This window comes from Geobacillus sp. LEMMY01, assembly GCF_002042905.1.
Classification (GTDB): domain Bacteria; phylum Bacillota; class Bacilli; order Bacillales; family Anoxybacillaceae; genus Geobacillus; species Geobacillus proteiniphilus.
In genome coordinates, this window is sequence record NZ_MVKA01000002.1 from 82,724 (window position 1) to 106,666 (window position 23,943).

The 23,943-nt window shown below is 47.9% G+C and carries 25 protein-coding genes and 1 pseudogene; 5 read left to right on the forward strand and 21 right to left on the reverse strand.

The window, feature by feature from the left end; genetic code table 11:
• Positions 1–7 precede the first annotated feature (7 nt).
• Entirely contained in the window at positions 8–1,306 is a 1,299-nt protein-coding gene (locus B1A75_RS02020; RefSeq protein ID WP_074042884.1) for an HD domain-containing protein, read from the reverse strand.
• Positions 1,307–1,524: 218 nt separating this feature from the next.
• Entirely contained in the window at positions 1,525–1,752 is a 228-nt protein-coding gene (locus tag B1A75_RS02025) for a YuzB family protein (RefSeq protein ID WP_011232879.1), read from the reverse strand.
• 175 nt (positions 1,753–1,927) lie between these two features.
• Here B1A75_RS02025 and B1A75_RS02030 point away from each other — a divergent pair, with 175 nt between their 5' ends.
• Positions 1,928–2,581 carry an RsfA family transcriptional regulator gene (locus B1A75_RS02030; RefSeq protein WP_014196985.1) on the forward strand — a complete coding sequence of 218 codons (654 nt, stop codon included), beginning with the start codon at positions 1,928–1,930 and terminating at the stop codon, positions 2,579–2,581.
• A gap of 164 nt (positions 2,582–2,745) precedes the next feature.
• Here the strand turns inward: B1A75_RS02030 and lipL are convergent, their stop codons facing one another.
• Together lipL and pta are read right to left on the reverse strand one after the other, a co-directional pair.
• Entirely contained in the window at positions 2,746–3,603 is an 858-nt protein-coding gene (lipL, locus tag B1A75_RS02035) for an octanoyl-[GcvH]:protein N-octanoyltransferase (protein WP_079935647.1), read from the reverse strand.
• A 141-nt stretch (positions 3,604–3,744) separates the two neighbouring features.
• A complete protein-coding gene (gene pta, locus B1A75_RS02040) occupies positions 3,745–4,725 on the reverse strand; it encodes a phosphate acetyltransferase (RefSeq protein WP_074042886.1) in 981 nt (326 codons plus the stop codon).
• A 235-nt stretch (positions 4,726–4,960) separates the two neighbouring features.
• Between pta and hemQ the strand changes: the two genes are divergently transcribed.
• On the forward strand, positions 4,961–5,707 hold the full coding sequence (hemQ, locus tag B1A75_RS02045; RefSeq protein ID WP_074042887.1) for a hydrogen peroxide-dependent heme synthase: 747 nt from the start codon (positions 4,961–4,963) through the stop codon (positions 5,705–5,707).
• A gap of 43 nt (positions 5,708–5,750) precedes the next feature.
• Here hemQ and B1A75_RS02050 read toward each other — a convergent pair whose 3' ends face one another.
• Positions 5,751–6,647: an Rpn family recombination-promoting nuclease/putative transposase gene (locus tag B1A75_RS02050; protein WP_074042888.1), complete on the reverse strand. Its 897-nt coding sequence runs from the start codon at positions 6,645–6,647 to the stop codon at positions 5,751–5,753.
• 257 nt (positions 6,648–6,904) lie between these two features.
• On the opposite strand from B1A75_RS02050, the gene B1A75_RS02055 reads away from it, so the two are divergent.
• Both B1A75_RS02055 and gerQ read left to right on the forward strand, forming a co-directional pair.
• A complete protein-coding gene (locus B1A75_RS02055; RefSeq protein ID WP_066232264.1) occupies positions 6,905–7,348 on the forward strand; it encodes a cell wall hydrolase in 444 nt (147 codons plus the stop codon).
• A 23-nt stretch (positions 7,349–7,371) separates the two neighbouring features.
• On the forward strand, positions 7,372–7,935 hold the full coding sequence (gene gerQ / locus B1A75_RS02060; protein WP_074042889.1) for a spore coat protein GerQ: 564 nt from the start codon (positions 7,372–7,374) through the stop codon (positions 7,933–7,935).
• Positions 7,936–8,131: 196 nt separating this feature from the next.
• On the opposite strand, the gene B1A75_RS02065 is transcribed toward gerQ, so the two are convergent.
• The 16 genes from B1A75_RS02065 to B1A75_RS02140 form a co-directional block, all read right to left on the reverse strand.
• Positions 8,132–8,503, reverse strand: a complete 372-nt coding sequence (locus tag B1A75_RS02065; protein ID WP_015376087.1) for a DUF423 domain-containing protein — start codon at positions 8,501–8,503, stop codon at positions 8,132–8,134.
• Positions 8,504–8,797: 294 nt separating this feature from the next.
• Positions 8,798–9,271 carry a flavin reductase family protein gene (locus B1A75_RS02070; protein ID WP_079935648.1) on the reverse strand — a complete coding sequence of 158 codons (474 nt, stop codon included), beginning with the start codon at positions 9,269–9,271 and terminating at the stop codon, positions 8,798–8,800.
• A gap of 230 nt (positions 9,272–9,501) precedes the next feature.
• Positions 9,502–9,711: a 4-oxalocrotonate tautomerase gene (locus B1A75_RS02075; protein ID WP_079935649.1), complete on the reverse strand. Its 210-nt coding sequence runs from the start codon at positions 9,709–9,711 to the stop codon at positions 9,502–9,504.
• Between the two features lie 9 nt (positions 9,712–9,720).
• Complete coding sequence (locus tag B1A75_RS02080; protein WP_254866589.1) at positions 9,721–10,446, reverse strand: 2-keto-4-pentenoate hydratase; 726 nt, start codon at positions 10,444–10,446, stop codon at positions 9,721–9,723.
• A 134-nt stretch (positions 10,447–10,580) separates the two neighbouring features.
• The gene (locus B1A75_RS02085; protein WP_079935689.1) at positions 10,581–11,336 is read right to left on the reverse strand and encodes a 2-keto-4-pentenoate hydratase; all 756 of its coding nucleotides are present in this window, start codon (positions 11,334–11,336) and stop codon (positions 10,581–10,583) included.
• A 48-nt stretch (positions 11,337–11,384) separates the two neighbouring features.
• Entirely contained in the window at positions 11,385–12,419 is a 1,035-nt protein-coding gene (gene dmpG, locus B1A75_RS02090) for a 4-hydroxy-2-oxovalerate aldolase (RefSeq protein WP_079935650.1), read from the reverse strand.
• A 19-nt stretch (positions 12,420–12,438) separates the two neighbouring features.
• Positions 12,439–13,338 carry an acetaldehyde dehydrogenase (acetylating) gene (locus tag B1A75_RS02095; RefSeq protein ID WP_079935651.1) on the reverse strand — a complete coding sequence of 300 codons (900 nt, stop codon included), beginning with the start codon at positions 13,336–13,338 and terminating at the stop codon, positions 12,439–12,441.
• A 17-nt stretch (positions 13,339–13,355) separates the two neighbouring features.
• On the reverse strand, positions 13,356–14,801 hold the full coding sequence (locus B1A75_RS02100) for an aldehyde dehydrogenase (RefSeq protein WP_079935652.1): 1,446 nt from the start codon (positions 14,799–14,801) through the stop codon (positions 13,356–13,358).
• Positions 14,802–15,016: 215 nt separating this feature from the next.
• Positions 15,017–15,874 (reverse strand): alpha/beta fold hydrolase, encoded by an 858-nt coding sequence (locus B1A75_RS02105; protein WP_079935653.1) that lies wholly within the window; start codon positions 15,872–15,874, stop codon positions 15,017–15,019.
• A gap of 93 nt (positions 15,875–15,967) precedes the next feature.
• A complete protein-coding gene (locus B1A75_RS02110) occupies positions 15,968–16,624 on the reverse strand; it encodes a GntR family transcriptional regulator (protein ID WP_079935654.1) in 657 nt (218 codons plus the stop codon).
• A gap of 250 nt (positions 16,625–16,874) precedes the next feature.
• Positions 16,875–17,414, reverse strand: a complete 540-nt coding sequence (locus B1A75_RS02115) for an FAD synthetase family protein (protein WP_079935655.1) — start codon at positions 17,412–17,414, stop codon at positions 16,875–16,877.
• A 177-nt stretch (positions 17,415–17,591) separates the two neighbouring features.
• The gene (locus B1A75_RS02120) at positions 17,592–18,203 is read right to left on the reverse strand and encodes a peroxiredoxin (RefSeq protein ID WP_217700885.1); all 612 of its coding nucleotides are present in this window, start codon (positions 18,201–18,203) and stop codon (positions 17,592–17,594) included.
• 488 nt (positions 18,204–18,691) lie between these two features.
• Positions 18,692–20,266: a 4-hydroxyphenylacetate 3-hydroxylase N-terminal domain-containing protein gene (locus B1A75_RS02125; RefSeq protein WP_079935656.1), complete on the reverse strand. Its 1,575-nt coding sequence runs from the start codon at positions 20,264–20,266 to the stop codon at positions 18,692–18,694.
• 280 nt (positions 20,267–20,546) lie between these two features.
• On the reverse strand, positions 20,547–21,473 hold the full coding sequence (locus B1A75_RS02130) for a catechol 2,3-dioxygenase (RefSeq protein ID WP_079935657.1): 927 nt from the start codon (positions 21,471–21,473) through the stop codon (positions 20,547–20,549).
• A gap of 23 nt (positions 21,474–21,496) precedes the next feature.
• Entirely contained in the window at positions 21,497–21,844 is a 348-nt protein-coding gene (locus B1A75_RS02135; RefSeq protein WP_217700887.1) for a 2Fe-2S iron-sulfur cluster-binding protein, read from the reverse strand.
• Positions 21,816–22,319 (reverse strand): GlcG/HbpS family heme-binding protein, encoded by a 504-nt coding sequence (locus B1A75_RS02140; RefSeq protein ID WP_079935659.1) that lies wholly within the window; start codon positions 22,317–22,319, stop codon positions 21,816–21,818. Before B1A75_RS02140 ends, B1A75_RS02135 begins: the two co-directional genes overlap by 29 nt.
• A gap of 747 nt (positions 22,320–23,066) precedes the next feature.
• Here B1A75_RS02140 and B1A75_RS02145 point away from each other — a divergent pair.
• Positions 23,067–23,943 (forward strand): annotated as a pseudogene (locus tag B1A75_RS02145) (IS982 family transposase).

Below are 23,943 nucleotides of genomic sequence, written 5' to 3' on the forward strand. Positions count from 1 at the left end.
TCATCTCCTAACCCTTTAAAATTTCCATAATCTTTTTCTTCACTGTCCGCTTCGTCGACAAGTCTTCCAGGAAATCAGCTGGGAAATACAGCTTATGGTCGGTGCGCCGTTTCCCGGAAATGGCGTCAACGAGCACCGATTCGCGCGACAGCTCGCGAAGCTCCCCGTTTGGCATCAACAAATAAATCGGCAGGCGCTCGCCTTCCTCGCCCGGCCGGTAAAAGTCATACGGCAAATCGGACGACGAATCGACGACCAAGTAGTAGTCCGGGTCGATGCCCGCTTTTTTAAACAAACCGGTCAGCTCAATGAGCTTCGCCATTTGTTCGTTCGTCGGATGGAACTCCGTATATTTGAACAGGCGGCGGCGGACAAACCGCTGGCACAGATCGCTTAAAATCGGATCCCGTTCGTATTGCCATTGCTGGAAGTAAAACAAGATGACTGCCTCATCCAGCGCCAAGTAATCGCCAAGCGGCACGTTTCCCGCAAAGAACGATAAAAAGTGAACCGGCTTCGTCTGAAAACGATACCCCTCTTCATACAGCTTTTTCGCCCGATGCAAAATTTTCGTCAAAATGACTTCCGCACTGCGCGTCACGGGATGAAAGTACACTTGCCAGTACATTTGGTAGCGGCTCATGATGTAATCCTCGACCGCATGCATGCCGCTTCGTTTGATGACGACTTGGTCTTCGCGCGGGCGCATGACGCGCAAAATGCGCTCCATGTCAAAATAGCCGTAGCTGACGCCGGTGTAGTAGGCATCGCGCAACAAATAATCCATCCGGTCGGCGTCAATTTGGCTCGAAATGAGGCTCACAACAAGCTTGTTCGGGTACGTTTTGGCGATCACTTCCGCCACTTTTTGCGGAAAATCGTCGCCCACTTCGCGCAAGGCGGCGTTCACTTCTGTATCGCCTAAAATGATTGCCTGTGTAAAATCTTCGTGGTCGAGGCGAAACACTTTTTCAAATGAATGGGAAAACGGGCCGTGCCCTAAATCGTGCAAGAGCGCCGCGCATAGGCAAAGAAGGCGCTCGCTATGATCCCAATGATCGCGGCCGACAAACACGTCGTCAATGATGCGGCGGATGATTTCGTAAACGCCGAGCGAATGGTTAAACCGGCTGTGCTCGGCGCCGTGAAACGTCAAATATGTCGTGCCGAGCTGCTTGATGCGGCGCAGGCGCTGAAATTCTTTTGTGCCGATCAAATCCCAAATCACTTTGTCGCGAACATGTATGTATCGGTGCACCGGATCTTTAAACACTTTTTCTTCGTCAAGCTGCCCGCCGGAATACATCGCATCCTCCTCTTCCGTCTCCAACATACATCTATTATACGCCGTTTCTGGCGGCAAAGAAATAGTTGACTTTTTTCTCCGTCTTTCTCCATTATTGACGGAAAAGTTCCATGAGCAATTTTTGCTCTCCACCCGGGCATGAAAATGACTCATCGGGGCGCATGCATTTTCACGGAAAAAACAAAAAATCACCTTCTTTCGGCAAAGAAGGTGATCGGTTATCGCTTTTTCAACCTTTCGGCAATTTTATCAATCAGTTCGTCTTCCGTCAGCGCCGCCACCGGACGGTTGTTGACGAAAGCAAACGTCTTTTTCCGCCCCGGGCCGCAATACGACTGGCAGCCGATTTTGATGACCGCATCCGGATCCAGCTTTTTGAGGCGCGGAATCAATGTTTTTAAATTCGGCGCCTTGCAGTCGTCGCAAACGCGAAACTCATTCGCCATCACTCGTCATCCCTTTCCGCAGCGTTTGCTTTGTGTATTCTACCGCTTTTGCCGGAAAATTGCAAGTTGGCATGCTTTCACCCTTGTAATTTGCCAATCCCATAAACTTGCAACGTATAATTTTTTTCCTTTTGGTCCACCCTTTTACTAGCATGGGAAAAAGGAGTGAAGAACAATGAAACAACGGCAAGACGCTTGGACGGAAGAAGACGATTTATTGTTGGCAGAGACCGTATTGCGCCATGTGCGTGAAGGGAGCACCCAGCTGAACGCGTTTGAAGAAGTCGGCGACAAGCTGAATCGGACATCGGCCGCCTGTGGCTTTCGCTGGAATGCAGTCGTCCGCCATCAGTACGAAGAAGCGCTGCAGCTGGCGAAAAAGCAGCGAAAAGAGCGGCTGCGGCTGCTGGCCAAACAAGGCGGCGCGAAAAAGCGGCGCCTGTATGAACCGCCGATGCCGTCATTAGAGGAGTTGGGCGATGTGATGCAGCTGCCAGCCGTCGTCCCATCCTCTCCGCCGCAACAAGTGACGCTTGATCAAGTGATCGCTTTTTTAAAAACGTTCCAATCCCATGAGCGGAAACGGGAGGCGCTGATCAAAGAAAACGAGCGGCTGCGCCGCGAAATTGACGAACTAAAGCAAAAAAATAAAGAACTTGAAGAAAAGGTTGCTAAATTAGAAGAAAATTCGTCGACCGTCCAAGAAGATTTTGAGACGCTCGTGAAAATCATCAACCGAGCGCGCAAAATGGTGTTAAAAGAGGAAGAAGAGCGGGGGCTGACCTTCCGTATGGACCCGAACGGAAACTTAGAGAAAATCGCCGAGTAACGAAAAAGGATGCCGGGTGAAAAGCCGGGCTGATCCCAAAACGCACTCGCGTTTTGGGATCAGCCCCTTTTTTGTTGGCGAACGTCCATCATTCGCGCCAAGGTTGGGCAGGGCATGGGTCGCGGTCAGCAGCGACGAAGCGCCTCATCGAAGCTAAAAGGACTTTACGGCTCGACTTTTCTCATCGGCTCTCCTGAAGATACGTTGGCATTTCGTTCGACGATGCGCGCCCAATACTGCTCATACCAATTCCATTCGCCGTTCTCGAGGGCAGACGAATATAGCTCGCCGCCAAACGACTGCAGCGTGCGCCAAAGGGCGACAAGCAGCTCATCGATCGACAACTCGCAGCCGAGAAGCTCAGACAGCGACGCCATGACAGCTGGGACAACATCGGGGTAGGCGAATTTCGTTTTCTCTCCTTGGCGGCCGAGCTCATAAAAGCGGCGAATAAGCTCAGCCCGCGCGGCTCCGCTCCCGTTGACGCAAAGGTAGATTTGCACGGCAACGCCGCCGCGCACCCGTCGCTGCGAAATGCCGGCAAATTTTTTGCCGCTGATGCTCAAGTCATAGCTCCCCGGGCAATACGAACCGACGATTTCCCCCGCCTCAACGCGGGCGCCGTATGGCGCAAGCATGGCGGCAATGAGCGCATACATCGCCTCATACCCTTGCTCGATGGCAATCGTGTTTTTCATTTCCGGAAAAATGAGCGAAATATTCAACACCCCGCTGTCAAGGACAACGGCCAACCCGCCGGAATTGCGGACGACGACGCGATACCCTTCCTGGCGCAAAAACGAAATGGCCTCATCGATGTACGGAAGCTTCGTATCCGCGGCGCCTAAGACGACGGTATTCTCATGCACCCACGTGCGGACGACCGCATCCGACTGTCCCGCACCAACCGCGGTGCATAATGCATCATCGATGGCAAACGATTGTTTCGCATCAAACAGCGGACCGAAATGCGACTGGTCGATCACCCGCCATTTCGGTCGATGCAGCAATTCATGGCTCATCGCGAGTAACTCCTTGCATTGATCATTCCAACTCTATTCATTATAGCACAATCACAGCCTAAGCCGTTGGCGAATGGCGCAAAAAGAACGAGGAGGCGCATGCCCCCTCGTTTTCATCGGTTTCACCCAGTGGCGATCCCGTCACTCCCCAAGCGACTGGGCGGCGGTGATGAGCGCGAGCTTGTAGGCGTCTTCGGCGCTGCAGCCGCGCGATAGGTCGTTCACCGGCTTGTTCAGTCCTTGCAAAATCGGACCGACCGCTTCAAAGCGGCCGAGGCGCTGGGCGATTTTGTATCCGATGTTGCCTGCCTCAAGGCTCGGGAAAATGAAAACGTTCGCGTCGCCTTGAATGGGGGAATCCGGCGCTTTCTTTTTCGCCACCTCTGGCACAAACGCGGCGTCAAATTGAAACTCACCGTCAAGGATCAGATCCGGCGCCATTTCTTTCGCCAACCGCACCGCCTCAACGACTTTTTCCGTCTCCGGCGACGAAGCCGACCCTTTCGTGGAAAAGCTTAACAGCGCCACGCGCGGCTTAAGGCCGAACATTTTTGCCGTCCGGGCGCTCTCGACCGCGATTTCCGCCAAATCTTGGCTGTCAGGAGCAATGTTGATGGCGCAATCGGCGAACACATATTTTTCCTCGCCGCGCACCATGATGAACACGCCGGACGTTTTGCGAACGCCTGGCTTCGTTTTAATGATTTGTAAAGCCGGACGGACAGTGTCGGCCGTCGAGTGGGCCGCCCCGCTGACGAGGCCGTCGGCCGCTCCCGTATAAACGAGCATCGTACCGAAATAGTTTTCATCGAAAAGCAACTCGCGCGCGGCTTCTTCTGTCACTTTCCCTTTGCGGCGCTCCACAAATGCCGAAACGAGCTCATCAAACCCGCCATAGCGGCGCGGGTTGACAATCTCCACCCCTTCAAGCGGCAAGCCAAGCGCCGCCGCTTTCACCCGCACAGCTTGCTCATCGCCAAGGACGATCGGCTGAAGCACTTGCTCCGTCGCCAAACGGCTCGCCGCTGTAAGAATGCGGTCGTCCGTCCCTTCCGGAAACACGATTTTCCGTCCCGCGCCGGCCACTTTCGTTTTCAAAGCCGCAAACAAGTCGTTCGCCACGATTCATGCCTCCCTCAATTCCCCGCCGGCGCCTTTCGTTCGGAAACACGCCAGCCTTTCTCTACTATTAAGCATACCTCTTTCATAGGGAAACGCAACGCTAGTAAGCCTTTCCAACAAATAATTCACCTTTTGCCACAATTCAGTCTACTTTTTCCTTATGCACCAACGCCCGCGTTTTTGGGCAAACTATGATATAGTGATACTGTACATTGATCAAGAAGGAGTGATGACGGTGAGCGAAGCGGCCCAAACGTTGGATGGTTGGTATTGTCTGCACGATTTCCGCACGATTGACTGGAGCGCGTGGAAAACGCTGCCGAACGAAGAGCGCGAGGCAGCGATCAGTGAGTTTTTAGCGCTTGTCGACCAATGGGAGACGACTGAAAGCGAGAAGCAAGGAAGCCATGCCATCTACACGATCGTCGGGCAAAAAGCCGATATTTTGTTCATGATTTTGCGCCCAACGCTCGATGAATTGCACGAGATTGAGACGGCGCTCAACAAAACGAAGCTCGCTGAGTATTTGCTGCCGGCGTACTCGTACGTCTCGGTCGTCGAGCTGAGCAACTATTTAGCGTCCGGCAGCGAAGATCCGTACCAAATTCCAGAGGTGCGCCGCCGTTTGTATCCGATTTTGCCGAAAACGAACTACATTTGCTTCTATCCGATGGACAAGCGGCGCCAAGGCAACGACAACTGGTACATGTTGTCGATGGAACAGCGGCGCGAACTCATGCGCGCCCACGGCATGACCGGCCGAAAATACGCCGGCAAAGTGACGCAAATCATCACCGGCTCCGTCGGCTTGGATGATTTTGAATGGGGCGTCACCTTGTTTTCGGATGATGCGCTCCAGTTCAAAAAGCTCGTCTATGAAATGCGCTTTGACGAAGTGAGCGCCCGCTTTGGCGAATTTGGCTCCTTTTTCGTCGGCACCCGGCTGCCGGTGGAAAATGTTTCTTCGTTCTTCCATGTATAAAAAAGAGGGGCCCAAACCCGGCAGGGCCCCTTTGCTTATTTTCCTATTCTTCAAGTAACCGGCGAACTTCTTCCCCTGAAAGGTCAACCAAATGAGCGATTTCTTCCGCCGTCATTCCTTTGCACGCCATGTTACGGATCAGCCGTTTCATTCCTTGCTTCATTCCTTGTTTGATCCCTTGTTGAATTCCACGTTCGATCCCTTCTTCCAATCCCTTTTTCCTTCCCTTTTGCTCATAGGAAATGATCAGCTCCAACACTTTCTCTTTTTCTTTTGTTTCCATCTCTTTCACCTCTCTTTGCAGTTGTTGCTCTTCTTCCTCCGATAGCTTCACATACGTTTCAAAAAAGCCCAACAAGAGCCGCTGCCTCGCTTCGTCCAATTCCAGACGCACAAGCATGCGCAAAAATTCTTTTTTCAACTCGACTTTCTCACTTTCAGTATACCCCATTTTGCTGAGAAGGGCAGCTGCCACCGGATTGTCATGCCGGATGTAGTCCCTCCAATTTTTCTTGCGCAACTCCACTTGAAAAAAGCGAAATTGTAGCACCCCACCAAAGGGAAACTCGATCGAAAACACGGACGGTTCATCGCGAAGGGCCTCATAGCTGAAGACAGCAATCGGAACAATGCGGGTGCGGTATTTTTCGAACAAGCGGCTGAAATAGAGGAACATGCGCTCTGGAAACGACGGTTGCACGTAGCTTTGGTTCTCCACATGCACAATGATGAGCCCGTCTTCCCCTTTCAACTTCGTCTCAACCAACAAATCAACGCGATACTTCTCTCCTGCCGTCACATCGGTGAACAGCTCTTCAGACAAAAAAGAAAGATGGCGGAAATCGATATGCTCATGCATGTCGGGGAAAAAAAGAAGGATAAACTCTTCGAAAAACGTTTGGATCAATTCCTTGAACAATCGATCATGATCAATGGCCATCTGATCACCTCACAGCCAAAATATTCATCAAATCTATTCGTGAACGCGAATCAAAAATCCTGCTCCAAAGGATAAAAAATATTTCGTAATCTGATTTCCCTTTTTGGCCAACCGCCCCTGTTTCTGTCATATACAGCCCAACTGCCCCATACATATAAATCAGAAATTCCGTTTAAACCGTTTGTCCGCCTGTCACCATTTTCCCGCTCCATCAATAGCCTATTACTGTCGACATTGATGACAACCGAGGTGACGATATGGGTCAGATCGCTCCCTCCATTGTAGCCCACACAGAAGAGGAAGTAAAGTTGTTGGCTCGGCTCATGCGAGCTGAAGCGGAAGGAGACGGGCGGCTTGGGATGCTCATGGTCGGCAACGTCGGCGTCAACCGCGTCATCGCCGACTGCCTTGACTTTCGCGGCATCCGCTCTATCCGGCAAATGGTGTTCCAAAGCCCGGGCGGCTTTGAGGCGGTGCAAAAGGGCTATTTTTACCAACGGGCGCGCGAAGTGGATATAGGCCTAGCGCGTCAAGTGCTTCGCGGTTGGCGCTACCACCCAGCGACAAACGCCCTTTGGTTTTTTAAACCACCTGAAGGCCAACCGTGCCCACCGCAATGGTTTGGCCAGTGGAACGTCGGCCGCTACAAATCGCACTGCTTCTTCGCGCCAACCCCATCTGACTGCCCACGCGTTTATTAACATTTTTGATGAGGAGGTTTTTTATGTCTAACTATACAGAAAACAACTTTTATCCGCTTGATGAAGAACGGCAACAGCCGTATGCAGCTTATCCGTACGGCTATCTATATCCGCAGCCGTATTATCCGGCGGCGTACCCGTATTATTACTATCCGCAAGCGGCTGCCGCTCCAACCGTGACGCCGGCGACAGCCGCCGCTCCGACGTTCGGTTTGCAGGCGCCAACGTTCACGGCTCCGACACCGACGCCGACCACCGCCGCACCCGCCACCACCGGCCCATCGATTCCAGGGATGCTGCCGATTGAAGAATCGTACATTGAAAACATTTTGCGGTTAAACAAGGGAAAAGTCGCCACCATCTATGCGACGTTTGAAAACAACCGCGAGTGGAATGCCAAGGTGTTTCGCGGCGTCATCGAGGCGGCCGGGCGCGACCATGTCATCCTGAGCGACCCGCAAACGGGAACGCGCTATTTGATCCCGATGATTTATGTCGATTATGTCACCTTTGAAGGGGAAATCGCCTACGAATATCCGTTTGCCGGTGCCTCCGCCACGCCGCTCGCCACCTATTCGCCGCGCTGAGTGCAAGCGCAAAACCGATGTTCGATGAGCAGGCTGCCCTAGGGTAGCCTGCTTTTTTTCATCCGATGTGACGGCCATCACAAATTGCTGACGCCCAGCTGTATATAATGGTGGCAAACGAAACAAAAGAGGTGCCTTCTATGATTTGGACGGTGCGTGATTTCCTGCTCGGGGTACACCTTGCCCCGCGCTCCGCTTACAGCCATTTTAACGCCGCATAGCCGATCATCACCCAGGCGACCAAAAAGGCGACGCCGCCAAACGGAGTGATCGCGCCAAGCGGCTTAATCTGCGTTACACTTAATACGTACAAGCTCCCGGAGAACAACACGATGCCGGCAAACATCACCCAGCCTGCCGCGCCGATCAGCCCGACATTTGGCGCCTTGCCAGCGAGCAATCCGACAACAAGCAGCCCTAATGCGTGGAACATCTGGTATTGCACCGCCGTTTTCCAAATCTCCAAATAACGATCCGGAATTTTCCCTTCAAGCCCGTGTGCGCCAAACGCTCCCAATGCGACGGCTAAAAACGCATTGAGCGCGCCGAGAAGGACGAATGTTTTCATAGCTGTTCCACCTTTCTATATAAAAGGATTCCATCCTCATTATAAATGAGGATGGAATCCCGCCACAAATGAAAGGACCACCGAATGAGTTTGTCAGGCATGCGGAAATCAAGTACTGTCGATCGACTTGCCGAAAAAACTAACCCCTATGCACGCACTTCCTAAATAAATAGGAAAACTGTCTACCTGTCCTCATACATTGTTGCTATGCTCATTGACAACCGAACCCTGCCTTTTGAGACTAGCCTTCATTGGATGGAAAAGACGTGTTGCAAGTGTCGAGCGTCCGTACATTTAGATATCTTCCGGCTTTTTCACATCGAAATAACGCCCGCAAAAAAAGCCAAGGGCATCTCCGTCTCCATAGGTGTAGCGTTTCACTTCTCCTAAAAACAAAATATGATCTCCTCCGTCATATTCCCGCCACGGTGCACATTCAATAACGGCAAGGCTTCCTTCCAGGTACGGGGCGTATTCTCCTTCCACCCAAGGGATCGACAATTCCGGATTAGTCTTTCCGGCAAAGTGGTTGGACAACTCCTTTTGTTCTTTCTTTAAAATATTTACCGCAAAACGATTGCCTGTCATATATTGGCTCGCCTTCGTCTTTCGATCAACGGAAACGAGGATGAGAGGAGGCTCAAGGGAGACGGATGTAAATGAATTAGCGGTCATCCCCCGCGGGCCTTCCGGACTATTGTACGTAATCACCGTAACACCGGTTGCAAACTTGCCGAAGCATTTTCGCAACTCTTTCGTTTCGATCATGGTTTTCCCCCTGTCCATCGTTTAATATTCTCCCTGAATCCGTGACAGAAGTGTATCAAAAATGCTGGAAAACCCAATCATGCCAAAGTTTCAACTCAATTCCGAATGTTCACCTATTAGGTGAAGAACCCCGAGTGCAATATTTGTTGATTTATCAAGTTTTCTTGGCAGTTTGAACGCGTCTTTATCACGGATTCAGGATTCTCTATAGTTTTCCATAGGATAACGGTTTATTTTTCGTCCATGGTGACTCCACCGACGCTCCAATGCGACTTTGGAAGCTCGTAAATAGCAATGCGAATATTTTCTTTCGGAGCGTTCAACGTACGCGCAATTGCCTCGGTCACCTCGATGATCATTCGTTTTTTTTGTTCCTCTGTTCTTCCTTCGAGCATATGCACCTGCACAAGCGGCAATGTTTTCTCCCTCCCGTTGGAAATATATTGGACTTATACAAATAAAACTTCCACACCACCTAAATGGGCAAAACTTGCTTGCACCACATCCCCAGGCTGAACGGCAATCGCCTCAGTAATTCCACCAGCAAGGACGATATCTCCCGCTTTCAACCGTTCTCCTTTGCGCGCTAACATCTTTGCCAGCATCGCGACCGAGCGAGCAGGATGTCCCAATACATTCGCTGGAGTTCCCGTAGCTTTGAGTTCCCCATTGATGCGCAAAGCCATCCCGAAAGTCGCTACGTCTTCTTTTTTTGTACTAACAAGGCGGTGACCAAGGACAAATTTCGATGAAGAAGCATTATCCGCAATGACATCTGCTAATGTAAAGCGGAAGTTCTCATAACGGCTGTCAATGATTTCAATCGCCGCTACCAAGTGATCAGTCGCCTCTAGTACGTCTTTCTCTGTCAAATCTTCTCCATTCAAGTCTTTTCCTAATAAAAACGCCACTTCTGCCTCGACACGCGGGTGGATAAACGAGGCGTGGGAAAGACGCTCCCCGTTTTCTGCCAACATACTAGCCAGCAGTTTACCGTAAACCGGTTCTGATACGTTCATCTGCCTCATTTTCGCCGGGCTCGTCAGCCCCATTTTATAGCCGATCAGACGGTCTCCCGCCTTTTGTTTATACGCCATCCACGCCTCTTGAATCCCATATGCTTCTTCCATGTCAAAGCGATGTGATGAGCTAAGGAGCGGGATGGCTTGCCGCATCTTTTCCGCCTTCTCTAACGTACGGACTATTTCCCCTAACTTTCCAGCATCCACCAATCTTTGCCCTCCCATCCGTTCTTGAATTAGATGAAAGCAAGCGGGCGATCTATAATCCAATTGATCGCTTGCATTGATTAAAATGTTAACGTTAACGTTTCCCAATCGGAAAATTGAATGGCCACCTTATCGCCCGGGCGGACATCAACCGCAGCCGATAAAGCACCGGAAAGGACGATTTCCCCCGCTTCAAGCGGAATGCCAAACCGGCCTAAAAAGTTGGCAAGCCAAGCGGCACTGTATAAAGGGTTACCTAGCGCCGCCGCACCGGCCCCTGTATTGATTAATGTATCATTTACATACAGCGCCATTCCGATTTCCGTCAAATCAATATCTCGAAGCGGAATCGCTTCTTTCCCAAGCAGAAACAGACCTGATGAGGCGTTATCGGCAATCGTGTCAGGGAGTCGGATGTTCCAATCACGAACGCGGCTGTCGACAATCTCAATTGCCGGCACAATGCACTCAACTGCATTGATCACATCGAGATAGGTCAATCCAGGACCTTTCAGCGTCTTTTTGAGGATAAATGCAATCTCCCCTTCTACTTTCGGCTGCAGGAGCTTTTCCCATGGCACGCGATCCCCAGCTTTGATTTCCATCGTATCAAGCAAATGCCCGTAATCAGGCTCATTCACCCCAAGGAGCTGTTGCATCGCTTTTGATGTGAGTCCAATTTTTTTTCCTACCACCCGTTCTCCCCGATCAACTTTGCGTCGGATATTGATAAGCTGAATCTGGTACGCTTCCTCTGGTGTAAGGGAAGGGACAGAGGTGGTAAGCGGGGCAATGCCTTCTCTTGTTTCTTCCGCTTTCCAGAGACGTTCGGCCATCTCTTCTAATACAGGCACAAGCGACCCCCCTTTTTTTGCTGATTTTTCTTACTTCGTTGTAGAAAGGGTATGTTTTTTCTTCTTAATTTCTAAAGCGACGTCTACAATCATATCTTCCTGGCCGCCAACAACTTTCCGTTTGCCGAGCTCGACTAAAATATCGCGGGCGTCAACGCCAAATTGTTCCGCTGCACGAAAAGCATGTAGAAGGAAACTAGAATAGACTCCGGCATAACCCATCGTCAAACTTACTCGGTCGATTTGGACAGGGCGGATCATTTTTGGTTTCACGACGTCTTCAGCGGCATCCATAGCGCCATAAATGTCGACCCCTGTGTCGATGCCGTGCTTTTCCGCCGCAGCGGCGAAAACTTCTAAAGGAGTGTTGCCAGCGCCTGCACCAAGTCCGGCCAAGCTACAGTCGATACGGCTCGCTCCGGCATCGATGGCGGCAAATGAGTTGGCAATAGACAGCCCAAGATTGTGATGGGCGTGAAATCCTACTTCCACTTCATCGGATAATGCCTGGCGCAAAGCGCTCACTTTTTCTCCCGCTTCCTCAGGAAGCATAGCTCCGGCAGAGTCGACGATGTAAACAACATCAGCTCCATACGATTCCATTTTTTTCGCTTCTTCCACAAGAACGTTGGCTGAAACCATGTGAGACATCATCAGAAACCCAACGGCTTCCAGTCCTAAACGTTTTGCTTCTTTCATGTGCTGCTCAGAAATGTCCGCTTCCGTACAATGGGTGGCAATCCGAATCGTTTCAACACCGATCTCTTTCGCCCGAACCATGTCCTCAACAGTACCAATCCCTGGGAGCAAAAGAGCCGTCAGCTTCGCACGTCTGATCGATTCGCGGGCCGCTTTTAACAAATCTTCCTCTTTTTCTTTGGAAAAGCCGTATTGGATTGTTGATCCGCCCAAGCCATCTCCGTGGGTGACCTCAATATGGCTGACACCTAGCTGATCAAGCTTAGAGGCAATTTCCCTTACATCGTCCACAGAAAATTGATGTTTGACGGCATGCATACCGTCTCGCAACGTTACGTCGGTAATTTGAATAGATTTTTTTTTCATCGTTGCCTCCTCCGTTCCTTTACTTGTTTTTTAACACAGCTAGCCGGTGTTTGGCCATCTCTTCTGCCACTTTGACCGCTGCCGTCGTCATGATATCCAAGTTCCCAGCATAGACGGGGAGAAAGTCGCCAAGGCCTTCTACTTCTATAGAGACGCTTACAACACCATCACGGAAAAGAATGTCCCTATTGAGACGGTAACCTGGTACATATGTCTGGATATAAGACACCATTTCTTGGATCGAATCGACGATTTTCTCCTCAGTGTCCTTATCTACATCACCGACTTGGCAGTAAATCGTATTACGCATCATAATCGGCGGTTCGGCCGGATTAAGAATGATGATCGCTTTTCCTTTTTTCGCCCCGCCGATCACTTCGTGTGCTTTCGCTGTCGTTACCGTGAACTCATCAATGTTTTGTCGTGTACCAGGCCCGGCGCTTTTGCTTGCAATGGTAGCAACGATTTCGGCATATTCTACTGGGGTCACTCGTTGCACCGCATAAGTGATGGGCACGGTCGCCTGCCCGCCGCACGTAATCATGTTCACATTTAACGTATCTAAATGTTCATGAAGGTTCACGGCCGCACAAACATAAGGTCCGCGCGCTGCCGGGGTGAGATCGATTGTTTGAATCCCCAGTTCCCTCAATATTTTTGCATGGCGGACATGAGCCTTGGCGCTTGTAGAGTCAAATACAATGTCCGGCCGTACTCCAGCGTCAATCGCTTGTTTTAACCCTTGGTCAAACGTCTCCAAGCCTTTATTTCTCGCCCGCTTCAATCCTTCTGATTCCGGATCAATGCCAATCATCCATACAGGTTCGACCCACGGGCTTCGCAACAGTTTATACATCAAGTCTGTGCCGATATTTCCTGATCCAATGATCGCAGCTTTTAGCTTTTTGGTTGTTGGCATGTTTTTTCTTTCCTCCCTTAAAGTTTAATCGTAATATTAGTTAGCTCAGAATAAAAGTCTACGCTATGTGCTCCCCCTTCTCGACCGATGCCGCTATGTTTCATCCCGCCAAATGGCGTGCGTAAATCACGTAAAAACCATGTGTTCACCCATACAATCCCGGATTCGATTTGATGGGCGACACGATGTGCACGTTTCAGGTTACTTGTCCAAATCGTTGCACTGAGCCCATAATCGCTGTCATTCGCCCGAGCGATGACCTCTTCTTCTGTATCAAACGGAAGAACGGCAGCTACCGGACCAAAAATTTCCTCCTTAACTACACGGCATTGTTCATCTAAATCAACTATAATGGTTGGTTCTAAATAGTAACCTTTTTTAATACCTTGCGGCCGCTCCCCGCCTACAATAATACGCCCTTCTCTGCGAGCGATGTCTAAATATCCGGACACTCGCTCTAAATGTTCCTTGCTGATTAAGGCGCCTACATCGGTTTTCGGATCGAATGGATCGCCGACAACAAGTTGTTTTGTTCGTTCGACAAACCGTTCGAGGAATTGATTGTAAATCGGGCGCTGGACGTAGATGCGCGACCCGGCTAAGCACACTTCCCCTTGGTTGGAAAAACTCGATTTGATCGTTGTCTCGATGACATCATCTAAATCGGCATCGCTGAAAATGATATTCGGGTTTTTCCCACCTAATTCAAACGAGAGACGCTTTAATGATTTCGCCGCTGCAGCCATGATCGTTTTCCCTGTGTGAGTCTCTCCAGTAAAGGAAATTGCATTGACATCAGGATGTTCAGTCAAAAACTGCCCAGCTGAGTCAGGGCCGAAGCCGTGAACGATATTGACAACTCCATCAGGTACACCGGCATCTTTTATCACTTCGGCAAGAAGTGTCGCTGTCATCGGAGTTAACTCTGCCGGTTTCGCAACGACCGTGTTTCCCATGGCAAGAGCTGGGGCCATTTTCCAAGTAAGTAAAAGCAACGGCAAATTCCATGGATTAATTAGCCCAACGACACCGACCGGCCGGCGAATTGCATAATGGAACTGACTGGAATCCATCTGGTATGATTCCGTTCCCACAGAGTGGAGATAGTCCGCAAAAAAGTGAAAGTTATACGCTGCCCGAGGAATATCAAGATTAAGAGATAACGAGTACGGCTTCCCTGTATCTAAAGATTCTAATCGGGCGAACTCCTCTTTTCGTTCTAAAATTAAATCACCAATCCGTCTGATAACAGCAATGCGGTCACGGACCGAATATTTGCCCCATTCTCCTTTCAATGCGCGCTTCGCGGCTTGTACTGCGCGGTCGATTTCTTCCTTTCCGCCTTCAGCGACCCAGCCAAGTTCTTCTTCTGTCGCAGGATTAATGTTGACAAAACGTTTTCCATCCCCCGATTCTATAAATTGACCATTAATAAAATGACGGCAATGGAAGGTGAAATCCATTTTCTCTGATCCCCTTTCAATAATGAAATGATCTTATGAATATAATATCATATATAATATATTATATCAAATTTTCTGAACCTATTCCATACTTTATGGTCCTCTTCTAGTAACCTAGATTGTTGACAGCAATCACAGTATTTGCTTTTTTGTTTCACTGTTCAACTTTGGAGACTCAGTGAAGCACTAAACCTTTCAACTTTCTGCTATTATTTTTAAATCTTCCCTGCTAAAAATTGAAGAACTAGCTGATGAAACGCATTGCGATGCTCGATTTGTGTCCAATGGCTGCATTGTCCAAAAATCATCATTTTCATATTCGGCAGATGTTGTGATAAGTAGTAACTTGTTTCTACTGGTATAATAGGATCTTGGTGCCCATGTATGATCAAAACTGGTTGTTCAATTTTCCGCAACGACGCGGCTGGAACGACTAAATCGTCAACATGCTGTTGTCGCGGAGCCGGGAACATTGCTTCATAGGAGCGGCGGATTTCTGGTTGAAGGGACGATGCCAAGCGCATCTCAACAATCTCGCTTAATTGATCTTTCAACAAACCATTATCATAAGCAAACCAATGGATAATTTGCATCATTGATTCCTTTGAAGCATCCTCGTAAAAGCCCCAAATACGATCCAGCTCCGTCGTAATTCGAAATGGAGCGCCGACTGAGCCCATGAGCACAACACGGTTGATCCGTTCAGGAATATGAAGCAATAGATGAAGAGCTATAGCCCCCCCTAACGAATTTCCCACCACATGTGCACGTTCAATGTTTAAAGCATCCAAAAGTTGTTTCAATTGTTCAATCCATATTTTTAGCCACGTCCGTGCTCCATGTGGAGGGGGATCGGGGTGGTCACTTTTGCCAAAGCCGATCAAGTCAGGTGCGAGGCTATAGAACCCCTGTTCACTGAAAAAGGGAAGGGCATACTGCCAGTTGGAGAAAGCTGTCGCGCCTGGGCCTGACCCATGAATAAACAGAATCGCATCTTTTCCGCCACGACCAGCTTGGTTCACATATGTTTTATATAATCCTGTCTGAATATAGGTATAATTCATATTTCCCATACAAATCCCCCTCTATAAGTGCAAAATCCAAAGAGCACAGTATTCGCATCCTGTCAAGGGTCGTTTCTCAACATCACTCCTATGCTCAATGAGCTATTCGCGTGTTTCCAACGATTGTTTCACTTTAGCAAGATAATCGCTAAATGCCCGTTGCTTCTGAATGCGCATCCACTTCTCCATCTCTTCTTCATTTTGTTCTTTCAATGCCCGAATCATCATCCAATGTTCCTTTTGTGATTCAACCATGCTCGCCGGTGTTTGGACAAAAATCCAACGCGATCGCGCCGATTTTTCCCATACTGTATTAACGATACGGTACAGTTCTTTCCACGATGATAAACCGTACAACAATTGGTGGAATTGGTAATTTACTTGAGAATATCGAGCCGCATCGTTTTTTTTCATAAGTATATCCATTTCTTTGACAAGCTCTTCGAGTTGCGTAATATCCTTCTCACTTACGTTTTTTACCGCAGTACGAGCTAAAATTGGCTCTAATGCCAATCGAATGGTAAATAACTCTTCCATCTCCTCGAGGCGGATCGGCGCCACTCTCGCACCGACAAAAGGTGTCCTTTCAACCCATCCCTCTGCTTCCAAGCGACGAAGCGTTTCCCGTACCGGTATGGAGCTAGTGCCCAATTTGCGGGCAAGATGATCAACGACAAGACGTTCACCAGGGGCCAATTCCCCAGACAAAATCGCCTCCTTTAATTTTTCATATACCCACTCTGAACGAGTTAATGGCATTCGTGCCACCTAAACACCCCCACTTTCATCCATAAAAGACAATATTATCATTTATTTTTACTATCATCGTATATTTTATATCATATTTTTTATTCAATCACCACCATTTTTTATTTTTTTACTCATCGTCGATGCAACTCGACTCGTCAACTGGCATAGTTTTTTCATCTGACATAGAATTTTGCTCAGTATCCTCTTTTCTGTATGATCCTTTTCAAAGGACCGGGGGGAAACGAAACCGTCTGCCTCACTAGTCCTTCATATTACCCAATAGTTCCCTCGCCTCTTCTAATCGACCAGCAGCGATCAACGACCGAATTCGCGTCGACGAAATAGTTTCGCCACAGTTGCAACAAATAGGATCAATAGTCTTCACGTTAAAAACAGCGGATAACTCATCAAGACCCCCTGCGCGATTTCGGCCGAACCGAAAATCACGTCCGACCCATATTTCAACAGGATTCAGCATCTGCAATTCTTCAATAAAGGATTCGGCACTACGTGATAAATAGGCCTCATCAAAGCGAGCAAGGATCGCATAATCAACTTTCAGATGTTTTAAACGCTTTAGCTTCTCATCCGGAGGTGTTAGCATAGGAACCTTTTGGAAGTAACATCGGGGCGGAGGATCGAAAGTATAGACGACAGCTGGAATACCAAAAGTCTTTGCCCTTTCAACCACTTTCCTAATAAGCGCTTGATGCCCCAAGTGAACCCCATCGAATGCACCTATCGTCACTATGGATGAAGGAAGAAAGAGCGTATAGGGTGAGCACGAATGCATAACCATCACATCCTTCCTACTCACTTTCGAGAGCTTTATGAGCCTCTCACCGTAGCCTCCAGTTCATATCTCGCGTAAGATCGTAATAGGCGCTACGATCAAGTTTAGGCATCAAATTTCCCTCCTCTATATGGATTTCAATTTATCGGAGTTTATGAAAGATTGATTTCTTAAGATGTCACGTCAGTCTATCACTTCATAAACACGACCAACAATATCCATTCCCGGCCGAAGTGTCTTTTTGCCGCGCATCCATCCCGCAGGGCAGGCCGACCCAGGATTTTCCCGAACATATTGAAATGCCTCAAGAAGACGGAGCGTCTCCTGCGCATTGCGCCCCACATCATACCAAGTTACCTCTTGAGCACGAAGGACACCATCTGGATCAATAATAAAAGTGCCGCGCATCGCTGTTCCATCTGCCTCGTTATAAATGTTGAGCAATCTTGCTAGGTGGCCGTTATGATCAGCAGCCATCGGAAAACGTACATCACTAAGAAGTTTCTCAGAATCCAACCACGCTTTATGTGTATATACAGTGTCTGTGCTGATGCCAATTACCTCCGTTTTAACAGATTGGAATTCTCTGTAATATCGAGCAAAATCAGCTAATTCCGTTGGACAGACGAAGGTGAAATCAGCCGGATAATAGACGAGTACCTTCCATTGCTTTGGCGTCGACGAAGGACCGATTTGGATTGTTCCTTCCATTTTTGTCTCTGGGAAGTAAGCAGGCAGTGTAATATCCGGAACAACATCCCCTACTTTCATGAAAATCTTCCCGTCGCTCATCATTCATGCTTCCTCCCTCTCGTCTACTAAGTTTCGGAAAGAATTCTTAACAAATTGCATTGGCCAGCTCTTAAGAAGGGAAGGATGTTCTTCCCTCCTCAGGAAGCCGGAACATCGGGGTTGGGCTTTTCTATATAGATGCAATTTGAAACTTTAACATTTGCAGCTTTTACAGAGCTAACCGGCATTTGATCGACTGTCGGGCGACCGAACAACGCCGCTTCCAGACCCATGCATGGGTCTGTGAAGCGGGTGGTTGTTCGGTCTTCCGTCACGCCAAGGCGTGACGAAGTCTTGCCTCCGACAGTCGAGAAAATAGACAAGCTACTTTTTCGTCAAGGATATGTTAAACTTTTTCGTTGCATCTATATAGAGCGCTTTTACCAAACACCCCGACCCCGGTTTGATATGGCCCAACCCTAAGCCGGCTAGTTTCAAGCATCATCACAGTACTATTATCTTTTTAATTCCTGATTTCTGTTAATTTGTACTTATCGCTTACGAATGATATTTACATCATCTGGGTTAATAAGGTCCGGTACTTTCCATCCGTTCAGATCATATTCATCCATGCACTGTTCGGCAAACTCCTTGAATCGATCCGCATCACCAGTATTGAGTGCTGTTAAAAGCACCTCGAGTCGAATATTTTCATGGTTACCGGCATAGTTGCGCTCATACAGCTCATGACGGCCACCAAATTCAGATCCAACGGCATCCCAGAGGAGTTTTAACAGTTTTACGCGACTTTCCGCATCATACCCATTCGACCCACGCACATATTTTTCGAGATATGGTCGAATTTCTGGTTCAAGAAAGTCAGCAGCATTTGAAGGCAGATAAATGAGTGAACTAGCCAAGTCTTTTTCAATCAAATCTTTAATTTTCGGATAAGCTTCGCTCGCAAACACGCGATAAGCCAGACCAGCTGAGAGATTAGGTAGCACATAATCGTCTACCCAAGGTTCAGGATTACGAACTTGGGCTTCGGACAGCGACCAAAATAGATGACGCCAAGCCAATATCTCACCTACGCGAGCCTGTACACCGCGGAAATCTTTAACACCCGTCGCTTCTGTTGCTTTGAGTACCAGACCAGCGATAAAGTCGAGTTTAACTGCCAATCGCGTTAACCCATGCAAGGTAAAGCGATTGATAAACCCAGAACGTGGGAAGAAGGTATTTACTTTTTCAACATCCTCGTAAACAAAGATGTTTTCCCACGGAACGAGGACTTTGTCAAAGACTAGGATGGCATCATTTTCATCTAATCGGCTGGATAATGGATAGTCAAACGGACTTCCTGTCGCCGCTGCCACAAATTCATAAGATGCCCGGCTGATCAACTTAACACCTGGGGCGTTCATCGGAACAGTGAAAATTAAAGCAAATTTCTTATCTTTAACAGGAACCGGGCCATATTGGCCAATGAAGTTCATATGCGTCAGTGCGCTGCCCGTAGCTACTACTTTAGCACCGGAAACGACGACACCGGCATCAGTTTCTTTTTCAACGTGCATAAATACATCGCCGACTTCTTCAATCGGTTTGTTTCGGTCAACAGGTGGGTTAACAATGGCGTGGTTCCAAAACAACAACCGCTCTTGAGTTTCATTATACCACCGTTTAGCATTCTCCTGATAAGGAGCATAGAAATTACTGTTCGCCCCCAGAGTTCCGACAAAAGCCGCCTTATAATCTGGAGACCGTCCGAGCCAACCGTAGACAACTCGCTGAAGTTCGGCAATCGTATCGCGCCCCTTGATCAGATCTTCGGCACACCTCGCGCCGATAAAATATGGGTGCGTCCATCCCCCGTTTCCGGTATCGGTCGGCACTGTCCACTTCCAGTTTTCCGGTCCACCTCTTTGTTCATCTTCAGCATGTAACTGATGCAATCGATCATACCAACGGGCAAACATCCGAGCTGCATTCCGATAAGCTGGATGTGTCGTGATGTCCTTGACCCGCTCACCATAAACGTAAACCTCGCGTCCATCACGCAAACTCTCTAAATACTCTTCCCCCGTAAACGGCCGAACCCCATTTTTTTGCTTGACTGTCATCTAACATCCCACCTTTTGGCTGATTATAATACACCTGAATCCGTGATAGCAGCTCATCAAAAGCGCCGGAAAAACCTATTATATCAAGGTTTTAGCCCAGTTTCGGATATTCACTTATTGAGTGAAAAAGCAAAAAGCGTGATATTTATTGATTTATCAAGTTTTCTCAGCAGTTTGAGCGTGTTTTTATCACGGATTCAGGATACAACTGGAAGACTGAAAATATCGTCATCCAAAAAGCATGGTATTGACTTTAATATGGCGTTAAGAAGGATGCTTATCAAGTTGTCACACCTGTGAAGCCTTCGATCCACTCTTGGCGATGATTAAAGTAGAAGATGCCCCGGGCAAGTTGATCTACTGTCCATTTTACGACTGGCATATCAGGATAAGCGATGTAGCCCCCCGTAAAGACTTCATTTCGATTACCGGACGGATCAAAGTAATAGATCGTCTGTCCACGTGTAATGCCGTGACGCTCGATTCCTACGTCAATCGGTACATCGTGTTTGGAGAATACATCCCCAGCTTTGCGCAATTCATTAAATTCATCGAGCCAGAACGCAAAGTGATGAAGCTTTTCATCTTTTCCTGGGATGATGGCAATATCGTGAGGAGTATAGCTTCTAAACAACCAAGCAGCGATTGGTGTTTCAGATCTTTCGTTTTCAACAACTTTTTCGCTCATATAGAAGTTAAGTGCCTTCATAAGGAAATCAACAGTTTCATGTGGTCTTTCCGCTGTGATCAAAAGATGATCAATTCGCGGAGCACCAACGCCGATGAGTCCTTCCGGCCACGGTGCTGGATTAACTTGCGGCAGCGCCTTGCCCTTATATTCCATCTCAACAAATAGTTCCATCGTATGCCCAGAAGGAAGACGGAAGCGCAGTCCTTCGCCAACTTTATGGTTTTCACCTTTTGAAACACGTTGAACTGAAGCACCGTATTGTTGCAATTGTTTCTCCAACTGTTCCATATCTTCATACGTGTGCACTTTAAACGCCATTTTATCCAGACCGGCACGATTCGATTGGCGCAAGACAATCGAATGGTGATCGTATTCATCCCATCCTTTTAGATAGATTTCATTTTCAGTGCGGTCCGTCATTTGCATACCCATCACTTCAACATAGTGTTTCCGCGCAGCCTCTAAGTCTGTTACATTCACAGAAACGAAACCTAAACGCATAATTCCTTCTCCCATAATAAAACCTCCTTAGTTATTGCTTAAATCGCTTTATCAGTTAATTTAAGCAAATGAGATAATCGATTTTCCTTCTTTAACAAATAAATAGTCAAATTGGAAAGCGGTCGTGATTGGCAAGTAAGGATAAGATTCTTTTCTCGATCCTCATCAGTTAAAGCAGCATGGGAATAAACATCATGATGGTCTACCTTTCCATCAAGCAACTCTGCTTTGCAAAAAGCACAACCTCCTCTTCGACAACCTTGAAACGACGGTTGTCCATCCTTACCATAGAAATGAGTTCTCAAAGTTTCTAAAACAGTTTCCCCTTTGTTTCCTACAACCTCCTTTCCGTAAGGCTCAACACGAATGATGTATTGATTTTCCACATGCATCACAGCCTTTTTGACATGTTAAAACTTTTTCACCCTCTGCGCTTGTTTTGACGTAAAGGACACTTAATGCTGCTTGGCCAATGGCCTCGTCCTCTTCTTCTGTGCCTCCACTGACACCAATCGCACCGATCACCTCACCACCAACTTCAATTGGAAACCCACCACCAAAAATAACTAAATCAGGAGTGTGAGGAATTCCATGCAAAAGACGGGGATGATCTTTGATCAGATCAAACCATTCCCCGGTCGGAATTCCAAACGCAGAAGCCGTATACGCTTTGCGCTGAGAAATACCGATCGACAGTAACGGGGCACCATCCATTCTACGGAAAGCTTTTAAATGTCCACTTTGATCGGTAATTGCCATATTGACGGCTACTTTCAGTTCTTTCGCCTTTTCCTCAGCCCGATCGAGCATTGCTTCCGCCAGTTCAAGGGTAATGCTTTTGATAACTTGATATTTTTCCATCTTTATTTCCCTCGAGATCGTAATATGATTTTCTCGTTAATAATCTTATGGAACCTCAGAAAATAACAACCGACTCTTAATGATCAAGTCAAACCAATATGACCGCCAAACATGAAGACAACGCGAAACACCCAAAACAATATCTAAGCGCTTTCAAAGAGATGCATGTAACAGTTTCAGAAGCTAATGTACACCTCACTGCAAGACCTGTATTGCCCAATCTCACCTCCTATTATTAAAAGATTTAAGGTCTTGACCTGTACGATAGTTATAATATCAGATATAATATCAAATATCAATAATTTTTTCTGAATATATTAAATTTTTTATATTTCAGAGAGCTATATAGACTTCCTTACCGTAGGAAACTCGTCACCATCAGAAGGATAACATACCCTTCTGTCGAACATTACACTTAGAGCTTGGATATTTTCAGGATAGGACATAAAACGTTCAACAATGATATTTAAGCGCTTTCAAAGAATGCACACACGGTTTCGGAAACCAACGCACACCTCACTGTAAAGTGTTTTCTCGTCAATTCAACCTCACCCCCTACGCTTTTTAGAATGTAGCCTTGTACGACAGTTATAATATCATATATAATATCAAATGTAAATATTGAATATTTAAAATATAGAAAACCCGTGGTGCTAGATAAACTTGATCAAGCATAAAAATAGCCCTTGCTGGCGGATCTCCAGTAGAATGAAAGTGTCACCCAACATTCGAAAGGAGAGATCCCCCATGCAAGAGCACTTTCATTTTACTACAGATCCAGCCAAACTTCAAAAACAATATGCCGCCATTTTCTGTTTTGTTTCTGCCCAACTGTCGTTGATTCAAATGTATCTTCATCGCCGCAACCGTCACTTGGTCAAGCAAGAAGACGAAGTGGTCATGGCGGTTCACCTTTTGGGGAAGCTGCTGGGCTTTTCTTCCGAACGAGCCTGGCATCGCTTTGTCACGGGAAATTTGTTCACAAACGGCTCGTTTCTTGAACGCTCCCGATACAACCGCCGCTGCCGAGCGCTTGGCTTCGCGGTCAAATGGATTCGTCATGAACTGGCGAAACGTGGCCAACACCATGCTAGACATTGTCGACAGTTTGCCTCTTCCGTTGTGCCATCCCGCGAGAATGCAGCGCGTCAAGCGATTTCGAGGGATCGCGGATATGGGGTATTGTGCTTCCAAAAAGCAATGGTACTACGGTTTCAAGCTGCATCTTCAAGTGACCAATCAAGGGCTGGCCATGGGCTATGTCGTGACGGAAGCGTCCTGCCACGACGTCAAAGCCGCTGAAACGGTGATGACTCAAATCCCTCATCCCTACAACTTTGGGGACAAAGGGTACATCAGCCACGCTCTTCGAGAAAAGCTGTACGAAGAACACCAAGCCGCGTTCTGGACACCGTCTCGACACAATCAAAAGCACGGCCCATCCAAGGCATGGGAAGAATGGATCAGGAAAAAACGCAAAGTCATCGAGACGGTGTTTTCGATTCTCGTAGACCAATACCGGATCACCGACATTCGAGCGAATTCCATTGCCGGGTTTGAAGTGGCACTCGATGGCATCTTGTTGGCGTATTCCCTGGTCACACTAGGGCTGGTTGAGCGCTGA